Origin of the sequence: Methylobacterium sp. CCH5-D2 (assembly GCF_001556475.1) — a bacterium.
GTDB lineage: Bacteria > Pseudomonadota > Alphaproteobacteria > Rhizobiales > Beijerinckiaceae > Methylobacterium > Methylobacterium hispanicum.
The window spans coordinates 1-9,662 of sequence record NZ_LSIX01000434.1 but is presented as its reverse complement, the minus strand read 5'-3'; the positions used below and the strand labels follow the sequence as shown (position 1 = coordinate 9,662).

Below are 9,662 nucleotides of genomic sequence, written 5' to 3'. Positions count from 1 at the left end.
CGACGGTGCTGGCGGCGGGCGCCGGGCCGGGCGGGCCCTGCTGGCCGCATTCGCCGACCACGGCGCGCTGCTCCTGCTGGCGCACCCGCAGGGTCACGATGCAGCTCGCCGGATGGTAGATCACCCGGAACTCGAAGTTCCCGCGCCCGTCCGTGCGGCCGGTGAATTGCCCGTCCAGGCTGATCTCGGCGTCGGTCTCCCCGGTCGAGCCCAGGACCCAGAGTTCCCCGCCCGTGATCTTCGCGGCCGAGATCGCGATCTCGGCGCGCGCCGGCGTCACGAGGGGAACCGAGAGCGCGCCCGCGAGCAGCAGCGACCGGCCGAGCGCTCCGCGTGCCAAGCCTTCTGCCAAGCCCCGAACCTCCGGTTGACCGTGGCCCAGAGTGCCGCGATTCCGGGCGGGGCGGAAGCTGTGTCGGGGTCACGCCGCATAAGCGGTGTGGATGGCGTGTCCGCCGCGCCGCAAGGTCTGGCAGCAGTGCCGGCTAACGAGTGCTAAGATATTGTAAATAATACAGTAATCCTTCCGGCGCTCTCTTGATCGAGTCGCGGCTGCGGGTCAAGCTCGGTCGGCCGGATTTGGGGAGCGAGGATCCATGAGCGTGTCGTCCGCCTTCCGTCGCCAGCTCGAGGGCTACAGCCTGACGACTGCCGAGATCCTCTACCGGATGCCCGACCATCCGCACCTGTTGCAGAGCTTCGTCTGGCAGAACCACGACCTCTGCCCGGATTTTCCGGAGCTGCGGCGCTTCCTCGCCTTCTGGCAGGACTCGATCGAGGGGCGGCTGCACGCGGTCCGGGTGGCCCACAGTCGGCTGATCCGGCCGGCGGAGCTGCGCGCCGTCAACGGCGAGTTCCACCTGCACTGAGGGCCGCGTCCCGGACCGCCTCAGGCCACGCGCGGAGCGGGCTTGGCGAGGCGGTGCGCGGTCACGAGGCCGAGCACCAGGATGGCCACCGCGCAGGCGGCGAGGGCCCAGAGCTGGCCGACCGCCTGGAGCGCGCCCCCGATCAGCGCGACGCCGAGCGCCTGCCCGCAGAAGAACGAGAAGGCGTGCAGCGCCACCGCGGAGGCGCGGGCCTGCGGGGCCACCTCGGTCACCTGCACCTGGTAGGTGTTGTGCAGCATGTAGAAGCCGAGCCCCATCGCCACCATCGCCGCGCAGTCGGCCTGCCAGGTGCCGGCGAGACCGATGGCCAGAAGGGCGCCGGCACAGACCGCGCCGCCCGCTGCCAGCATGCGCAGGCCGAGGAGGCGCACGAGGACGCCGACCAGGGCCGAGTAGATCAGGCTGCCCACCGCGAAGCCCGCGAGCACGAGCCCGGCCTCGCGCGGGCCGCCCTCGCCCCGCGCCTCGATCAGCGGCGCGAGGTGCGGGAAGATGCCGAACACCGCGATGGCCTCGACGAAGACGGCGCAGAACAGCACCCGCGCCCGCGGGTTGGCGATGATCGTGCGGTAGCGGACCAGCGCCGTGCCGAAATCCGGCCGGCGCGCGGCGGCGCCCAGGCCCCGCTCGAAGCCGAGCCCGGTCGCGCAGACGGCCAAGGCCGCCCCCAGGGCCGTCGTGGCGAAGACGCCGCGCCAGCCGATCTCGGCCTCCAGCAGGCCCGCGAAGGTCGAGCCCGAGAGCTGCCCCAGCACGATCGCCACGAGGAAGCGCCCGATCGCGACCTGGCGCCGCTCCATCGGCACGCGGTCGCCGAGCAGCGCCAGCGCCAGCGGCACCACCCCGCCCGCGGCGGCCCCCGCCAGCATGCGCAGGCCGAACAGCAGGTCGATGTCGGAGACCAGAGCGCAGGCGCCCAGCGCCCCGGCGAGCACCGCGAGGCAGGCCGTCATCACCCGCTCCTTGCCGAGCGCGTCGCCGATCGGTCCCAGCACGGGCTGGATCAGGGCGTAGGGCAGCGCGAAGGCGGTCGAGAGCAGGGCGGCCCGGTGCGGGTCGCTCGCGAGGTCCCGGGCCAGCACGCCGACGAGCGGCTCCACCGAGCGGCCCGCGAAGGTGCTGGCGAAGCCCGCCACCGCCAGGACGAGGATCAGGCGGGTGGTCGAGCGGGATGCGGGCGTCATGCTCTCACGGGCGTTCGCGGCCCGGGCGCCCCAGACCGGCCGGCAGCGTTACGCGCGGTGCCGGCCGCTGGATAGGTCCGTCGGGGCAAGCTCCGGTACGATCGACTGGAATACCAGATGCAGGAATATGTTGCGGTGCAGTCATCGCTCAGGGAAATTCAAAGGCTTCCCAAATAATCTTCGGTTGCAGGGGTTCGGTCGCCGCTCGTACTCTGCCCAAGACTGGCTCGACCGAATCCGCGCCGGGATCCGCGTTTTCGCGGGGCCCGCGGCTTCGAAGCAACAGGCGCCGGCCGCGCCGCGCCCCCGCACGCGCGCGCCGGCAGCCCGAGCCCGCCGGCAGCGCCGAGGGAGACCCGCCAAGGGCGACCTGGGGAGGAGCGGCCGTCAACGACCTCCGAAGGGGGCGGCAGGGACGGACAACGACGCCCATGAAGAAGAACAAGGTCATCTCCGCCGACGAGGCCATCGCCCTGATCCGCGACGGCGACGTCGTGACCACGACGGGCTTCGTCCAGAGTTGCATCCCGGAGGCGCTCCACGCCGCGCTGGAGAAGCGCTTCGTCGAGAGCGGCGCTCCGCGCGACCTCACCCTGATCATGACGGCGGGTGCGGGCGACAGCAAAGGGCTCGGCACCGGCCGTCTGCACCATGACGGGCTGCTGCGCCGGGTGATCGCGGCCAATTTCGGCCGGATGCCGAAGGTCGCCCAGGCCGCGCAGGAGAACAAGATCCTCGGCTACAACCTGCCGCAAGGGGTGATCTCGCAGCTCTACCGCGCCTGCGCGGCCGGCCAGCCGGGCCTGTTCACGAAGGTGGGGCTGAAGACCTACGTCGATCCGCGTCACGGCGGCGGGCGCGTCAACAGCGTGACCCGGGACGAGATCGTCAAGCTCGTGGAGGTCGATGGCGAGGAGTGGCTGTTCTACACCGCCACCAAGATCGACGTGGCCTTCATCCGCGGCACCTCGGCCGACCCCTCGGGCAACCTCTGCATGTCCAAGGAGGCCCTGACGCTCGACAACCTCGCCCAGGCGATGGCGGCCCGCAACAACGGCGGCATCGTCGTCGCCCAGGTCGAGCGCATCGTCGAGCAGGGCTCGATCAAGCCGAAGGACGTGCGCGTGCCCGGCATGCTCGTCGACTGCGTGGTGGTGGCCGAGCCCGAGCAGCACCGGATGAACTACGGCGTGATGCACGACGCCGCGCTCGCGGGCGAGATCCGCGTGCCGGTCACCGGCATCAGGAAGATGTCGCTCTCCGAGCGCAAGATCATCGCGCGGCGCGCGAGCTTCGAGTTGCCGCCGAACGGCGTGGTCAATCTCGGGGTGGGCGCGCCCGAGGGCATCTCCTCGGTCGCCGCGGAGGAGCAGGTCACCCCCTACATCACGCTCACCACCGAGGCCGGCGCGGTCGGCGGCGTGCTGGCTTCGGGATCGAGCTTCGGCGCGGCGACCAACGCCGACTGCATCATCGACCAGAACCAGATGTTCGATTTCTACGACGGCGGCGGCCTCGACATGACCTGCCTCGGCATGGCCGAGTGCGACGGGGCGGGCAACGTCAACACCAGCCGCTTCGGCGGGCGCCTCAACGGCTGCGGCGGCTTCATCAACATCTCGCAGAACGCCCGCAAGGTGGTCTTCGCCGGCACCTTCACGGCGGGCGGCCTCGCGGTGAAGGTCGAGGACGGGCGCCTGCGCATCCTGCAGGAGGGACGCCAGCGCAAGTTCGTGGCGACCGTCGAGCAGAACACCTTCAGCGGTCCCTTCGCGCAGGAGCGCGGCCAGCCGGTACTTTACGTGACGGAGCGCTGCGTCTTCAACCTGACGAAGCGCGGCCTCGAACTGATCGAGGTGGCGCCCGGCATCGACATCGGCCGCGACATCCTCGCCCACATGGATTTCATGCCGGTGATCGAGAATCCGATCCCGATGGACCGGCGCATCTTCCGGGACGAGCCGATGGAGCTCTTGGCCGACCTCCTCAACCTCAACCTCGCCGAGCGGGTGAGCTACGACAAGGACCGCAACCTGCTCTTCGTGAACCTGGAAGGCTGGCAGGTGCGCTCGAAGGGCGACATCGACGCCCTCCGGCAGGTCTTGGAGACCGCCTGCCTGAAGGCCGGGCAGCGGGTGAACTCGGTGGTCAACCACGACGGGTTCCGCATCAGCGAGAACCTCTACGACGCCTACGCGGAGATGATCGAGTATCTCTGCGCCTACCACTACCTGACGACGACCCGCTACGCGACGAGCGCGTTCCTGCGCCTGAAGATGCAGGAGGCCCTGAGCCGGCGCGGGCTCGCGCCCCACATCTTCGAGCGCAAGGAGGAGGCGCACGCCTTCTTGGAGCACGCGGAGAGCCGGGGCCTCACCGCCTCCGCCGCCTGAGCGGCGGAAGGCGCCCCTCAGGTGGGGCGGGCCTCGGCCTTCCGGCGCCCGATCAGCGCCCACCAGGGCCGGCCGGGGGGCGCGACCACGACGACGGCCGCGCGCTCGGCCGTCGGCAGGGCAGCGCCCTCCTGGAGCATCCTGCGTTGCCGCAACAAGGTGGCCTGCACGCGGCCCATCGCCGTGATGGTCCTGGCGGCCATCAGCAGGTGGCCCTGCCGGGCACCGCGCGCGGCCAGGCTCTGCCGGCAGGCTTCCGCCCGGGCGATGAGCCGGCTGCCTTCCTCGATGTAGCGATCGATCTCTGCGATGGCGGAACTCGGCGTCGATTCCATGCGCGCCTCCGATCCGACGGCGCTCCCGCGTCCCGGAGCGTCGGGCTCTTCCAGAGGCTCGTGAGATGAGCAGTGACCGGCAGGGGCGTCAAGTTCTAAGTCAAGCGGAAGCATGATCTCGCGCTGTCGTGAAGATCGATGCCAGTCTTGGCGAATGTGGTATGCCAGAAGTCAGTCATGGTCCGGATCTCATCTGGCACTGTACGCGCGAGATCATCGGCTCTCATCCGTTCGGGGCATGTGCGCCCGGAGCGGATCGTGCATCGTCGTCCTCTCGTCCCTCGGGAGTGTCGCCGATGTCGAGGCTCACGCTCTTCCTCGCCGCCTTCGCGCTCGCCACGGCCGCGTTCTGGCTGACGATCCTGACCGATCCGCCGACCTCGGAGGCGGCGTCGAAGGCCGTCGATGCGGAGGCGGTGTCCGGCCCGATCCCGCATGTCCGCTTCGTGCCGGAGGAGCTGTGCGGCCGCTTCGGCGACTGCCCGCGCTGAGCGCTCGCGCGCGCCGGTCGCGTCGGATCACGGCTCTCCGGGTGCGTCGCCCCGGCGGCGTTCCAGGGGCAGGTCGACGGTGCAGCGCAGCGCGCCGGCGCGCAGTTCGTAGCGCGTGCGCGCGTCGAGCGCGTAGGGCAGCGCCTTCTCGATCAGCTCGCGTCCGTAGCCGCTGTGAACCTCGCCGCCCGCGACGGCGCTCGGGGCGATGCCCTGCTCCGTCCATTCCAGCGCGAGGCGCCGCCTGCCCGCCTCGTCCGCGTAGGTCCGCCAGCGCACGCTGAGCTGGCCGTCCTCCACGGCCAGCGCGCCGTACTTGCGGGCGTTGGTGGCCAGTTCGTGCAGGGCGAGCGCCAGGGTCTGCACGCTGGCCTTGCGCAGGGACACGTCCGGTCCCTCCACGCTGACGCGGTCCCGCATCCCCGTCGCCGCGAGCGCGTCGAGTTCGGTGCGGATCAGGGCACGCAGCGTGATCGGCTCCTCCTCCGCCCGCGAGAGCAGGCTCTGGACCCGCGAGAGCGCGCCGAGCCGGTCGTTGAAGCGGGCCCGGAACGCGTCGAGCGTCTCGCTCGACGCCATGGTCTGGTGCGCGATGGAGCGCACCACGGTGATCAGGTTGCGGGTGCGGTGCTGCAACTCGTTGACCATCACCTCCTGCTGCTCCTGGAGCTGGCGGAGGTCGTCGATGTCGGTCGAGGTGCCGAGCCATTCCACGATCGCGCCGCGCTCGTCCCGCACCGCGGTCGCGCACATCTTGAACCAGCGGTAGAGGCCGCTCTCGCCCTGCCAGATCCGGCTCTCCATCGCGAGAAGCCCGGTTCCTTCGGCCTCGCGCCAGTGCGCGAGCACGGGGGCGCGGTCGTCCGGGTGCAGGGCCCGGAGCCAGCCGTGGTCGCGGCTCTCGGCCTCGGTCAGGCCCGTGTAGGCGCACCATTGCGAGTTGGTCCACTGCCAGCGCCCGCCGTCCACGGCGCGCCAGACGAGCTGGGGCATGCCCTCCACCAGGGCGCGCAGGCGCCGCTCGCTCGCCTGCTGGCGCTCCTCGGCCAGCTTGCGGGCGGTGATGTCCACGAAGGTGACGACCACGCCCGCGATGAAGTTGTCCACGCTGCGGTAGGGCAGCACCCGGACCATGTAGCGCGCGCCCGTGGTCGAGCCGGTGATCTCGCGCTCCACCGGCCCCAGCGTGCGCAGGACGCGCCGGGCGTCGTCCAGCATCTCCTCGTAGGCGATGCGCGACTTGATGTGGGCGATCGGTCGGCCGACGTCGGACTCGACGAGGTGGAATATCTCGGTGACCGCGGGCGTGTGGTTCGTCACCCGGAGTTCGTTGTCGAGGAAGATCGTCGCGATCTGCGTGCTCTCCAGGAAGTTCTTGAGGTCGCTGTTGATGCGTCCCAGCTCCTGCACCCGGTAGCCGAGCTCGCCGTTGACGGTGGTCAGCTCCTCGTTGACCGATTGTAGCTCCTCCTTCGAAGTCTCCAGCTCCTCGTTGGCCGATTGCAGCTCCTCGTTGAGGGACTGGTACTCCTCGTTGGAGGCCTTCAACTCCTCGTTGGTGCTCTCCAGCTCCTCGATCGTCGCCTGGAGGCGGTCCTTCGTGGTGCGCAGCTCCGCCTCGAGGCCCTGTGTGTAGGCGCTCCGTCCCGGGAGGAGGGCATCGGATCCCGGCCCCGTGTCCGGCGGCGCCGCGCCGTCCTTGAACAGCACGAACCAGCGCGTCGGCCGGCCCGGTTCGTCCTGGAGCGGCTCCACCACGAGATCGACCGCGCGGCGGTGGCCGTCGATGCCCATGCGCACGCCCTCGGCGTGCGCGGCGCACCGGTCCGCCATCGCCCGTTCCAGCGCCGTGCGCAGGTCGAGCCGCAGGTCCGGGTGGGCGAGCTGGAGCAGGTTCAGGGTGGCGGCGCCGCCCGCCGGATCGATGTAGCGGCCGGTGTGGCCGGAGAAGTGCAGCACCGTGCAGGCCTCGTCCACGATCACGTAGGCGGGCGCGTGGCGCTCGGCGAGGCGCTCGGCCTGGCGCGCCAGGCTCGCCTCGAGGCGCTGCGCCCGGTCGGAGGCCCGCACCCCGTCGGGGTCCGGCCGGCGGACCGTGGTGAGGGGGAAGTCGGGCAGGATGCGCGCGTGGGTCTGCAGGCGCCGGAAGATGCGGACGCGGTTCTCGACGGGAGCGAACAGGTCGGCGTGCCGCGACACGTTCTCGGAGGTGCCGAGGAAGAGCGAGCCGCCCGGCCGCAGCGCGAAGTGGAACACCGGGATGAGCCGGGCCTGCAGGTCGGTGCCGAGGTAGATCAGCAGGTTGCGGCAGGAGATCAGGTCGAGGCGCGAGAAGGGCGGGTCCTTGATGATGCTGTGCTGCGAGAAGATGCACATCTCCCGCAGTTCCTTGACCACGCAATAGGTGTTGCCCTCCCGCACGAACCAGCGCGCGAGCCGTTCCGGGCCGACCTCGCGCACCACGGTGTCGGCGTAGCGCGCCGCGCGCGCCGCGGCGAGCGCCCGCCCGTCGAGGTCGGTCGCGAAGATCTGGACCTGCGGCGCCTCCGCGAGGAGCGCCATGTGCTCGCGCAGCAGGATGCCGAGCGAGTAGGCTTCCTCGCCCGTGGAGCAGCCGACCACCCAGATCCGGATCTGGTCGTCGCGCCCCTTGCCCGCGAAGAGCTGCGGGATCACCGCGCGCTCCAGCACCTCGAACTCGCGCGCGTCGCGGAAGAACTGGGTCACCCCGATCAGGAGGTCGTCGAAGAGCTGCTGCACCTCCTCGGGCTGGGCGCGCAGGTAGGCGACGTAGTCTCCGATCTCCTCCCGCTGCACCACCTGCATCCGGCGCCGTACCCGGCGCAGGAAGGTGCCGGGCTTGTAGCCGTGGAAGTCGTGCCCGGTCCGGTCGCGCAGCATCCCCGCGATGCCGGCGAGCGCCGCCATATCGGTCTCGGACCCGGGCTCCTGCCGGTCCGATTGCCGGATGTAGGCGGCCAGTCGCGCCGCGAGCGCCTCGATGGGCAGGACGGCGTCGGCGAGCGCGGCCGGCATGGTGCCGGCGCCGACGTCGCCCGCGCGGATCGCGGCTGTCTCCTCCGCGAGCGTGAGCCCGCCGGCCTCCTTCACGGCCTTGAAGCCGAGGGTTCCGTCCTCGCCCGTGTCGCCGAGGGCCGCCACGATGCTGCGGCCGTCCGCGGCGCGGGCGAGGGAGACCAGGAAGCTGTCGATCGTGCCCCCGTGGCCGGCGGCCCGCTCCGGCACGGCGGCCCGGAAGCGGCCCGCCTCGACGGCGACGAGGACGCCCGCCGCCGGCAGGTAGATCCGTCCGGCCAGGACCGGCTCCCCGTCCACGATCTCGGCGAGGTCGCGTCCGCTCTCGCGGAGGAGGCGGGCGAGGCGCGCCGGATCGAGCGCCTCGCGGTTCTGCAGGATCACCACGACGGCGGCGCCGGCGAGCGGCAGGCGCGTCAGCAGGTACTCGAGTGCGGCGGTGTCCGCGGCCGCGCCCGTCAGGGCCACGATGACGCTCGCGCCCTCAGGGGCAGCCTGCGACGCCGGTGTCTTCGCCACGTCCGTTTCCCATCCTGCGGCGCGGGCCGCCCGCGCCCATCGAAGCGCCCGGCCCGCGGTTCAGGTCTCGGAAGCCCTGTCCTGGTCGAAGGATCGGGCCGTCCCCGCTCCCAGCACCGCGCGGCGCAGCGTCTCGGCGTGATCCCGATACTCGGCCGCGCGCGCCGCGTACATCTCGGCGACGGCGGGACGGCCGGTCCCGCGCGCCTCGGCGGCCATCCGGGCGACGAGTTCCGCCCGCTCGCCGACGATGCGCAGGGCCACCCGCATCGCCTCGTCGACCGCTCCCTCCTGGGCCTTGGCCGCCGCCTCCGCCGTGTAGGCGTGCCCGACCTGGCAGCGGAAGCGCAGGGGCCGGGCGTCCCGCACCTCCGAGAGGACGCCGCCGCAATGGGGGCAGGAGAGGGCGACCGGGTCGGCCACGCGGCGCAGCACGGCGCTGTCGATCCGCTCGCCCGCCGCGATCTCGACCTCCAGGCGGATCCCGGCGGGCACGGGCGGGCGCGGGCCCGCCTGCTCGCCCACGAGGTCGGCGAGCAGGTCCCCGATCCGGGCGCTCGGCACCCTGAGGCCGTCCGCGACCGCGGCAAGCGCGCTCCGCGGCATCTCGTCGACGATCGCGTCCGCCGGATCCTGCACGATCGCGACGCCTCCGCAGCGCCGCACGGCGTCGAGCCCGGCCGCGCCGTCGTTGAGGAGCCCGCTCAGGATCACGCCGATCACCCGGGGGCCGTACGTCGCGGCGGCCGAGCGGAACAGCGGGTCGATCGAGGGGCGGGCCATGTTCTCGCGCGGGCCCCGCCCGAGCCGGATC

7 protein-coding genes and 1 pseudogene are annotated in these 9,662 nt (G+C 71.8%); 3 read left to right on the top strand and 5 right to left on the bottom strand.

Annotated features, from left to right (window positions below; all coding sequences use genetic code 11):
• Positions 1 to 352, bottom strand: a pseudogene (locus AX737_RS11085) (hypothetical protein); the annotation flags it as partial.
• 244 nt (positions 353 to 596) lie between these two features.
• On the opposite strand from AX737_RS11085, the gene AX737_RS11080 reads away from it, so the two are divergent.
• Complete coding sequence (locus AX737_RS11080; protein ID WP_066921295.1) at positions 597 to 869, top strand: usg protein; 273 nt, start codon at positions 597 to 599, stop codon at positions 867 to 869.
• 20 nt (positions 870 to 889) lie between these two features.
• Here the strand turns inward: AX737_RS11080 and AX737_RS11075 are convergent, their stop codons facing one another.
• Entirely contained in the window at positions 890 to 2,074 is a 1,185-nt protein-coding gene (locus tag AX737_RS11075; protein WP_066921292.1) for an MFS transporter, read from the bottom strand.
• Between the two features lie 431 nt (positions 2,075 to 2,505).
• On the opposite strand from AX737_RS11075, the gene AX737_RS11070 reads away from it, so the two are divergent.
• Positions 2,506 to 4,467, top strand: a complete 1,962-nt coding sequence (locus AX737_RS11070; RefSeq protein ID WP_066921290.1) for a CoA-transferase — start codon at positions 2,506 to 2,508, stop codon at positions 4,465 to 4,467.
• A gap of 17 nt (positions 4,468 to 4,484) precedes the next feature.
• Here AX737_RS11070 and AX737_RS11065 read toward each other — a convergent pair whose 3' ends face one another.
• Positions 4,485 to 4,802: a hypothetical protein gene (locus AX737_RS11065; protein WP_066921288.1), complete on the bottom strand. Its 318-nt coding sequence runs from the start codon at positions 4,800 to 4,802 to the stop codon at positions 4,485 to 4,487.
• Positions 4,803 to 5,098: 296 nt separating this feature from the next.
• Here AX737_RS11065 and AX737_RS11060 point away from each other — a divergent pair, with 296 nt between their 5' ends.
• Complete coding sequence (locus AX737_RS11060; RefSeq protein ID WP_156453657.1) at positions 5,099 to 5,293, top strand: hypothetical protein; 195 nt, start codon at positions 5,099 to 5,101, stop codon at positions 5,291 to 5,293.
• Between the two features lie 27 nt (positions 5,294 to 5,320).
• Here AX737_RS11060 and AX737_RS11055 read toward each other — a convergent pair whose 3' ends face one another.
• Positions 5,321 to 8,848, bottom strand: coding sequence for a CheR family methyltransferase (locus AX737_RS11055; RefSeq protein WP_308445265.1), 3,528 nt, complete (start codon positions 8,846 to 8,848; stop codon positions 5,321 to 5,323).
• A 60-nt stretch (positions 8,849 to 8,908) separates the two neighbouring features.
• Positions 8,909 to 9,662: chemotaxis protein CheB (locus AX737_RS11050; protein ID WP_066921285.1), on the bottom strand; the 754-nt coding region annotated here is incomplete at its 5' end.

Bases quoted from the DNA above. Each gene is read 5' to 3' on its own strand.
- AX737_RS11080 (WP_066921295.1), top strand. From the start codon at position 597: ATGAGCGTGTCGTCCGCCTTCCGTCGCCAGCTCGAGGGCTACAGCCTG.
- AX737_RS11060 (WP_156453657.1), top strand. From the start codon at position 5,099: ATGTCGAGGCTCACGCTCTTCCTCGCCGCCTTCGCGCTCGCCACGGCC.
- AX737_RS11070 (WP_066921290.1), top strand. From the start codon at position 2,506: ATGAAGAAGAACAAGGTCATCTCCGCCGACGAGGCCATCGCCCTGATC.
- AX737_RS11075 (WP_066921292.1), bottom strand. From the start codon at position 2,074: ATGACGCCCGCATCCCGCTCGACCACCCGCCTGATCCTCGTCCTGGCG.
- AX737_RS11065 (WP_066921288.1), bottom strand. From the start codon at position 4,802: ATGGAATCGACGCCGAGTTCCGCCATCGCAGAGATCGATCGCTACATC.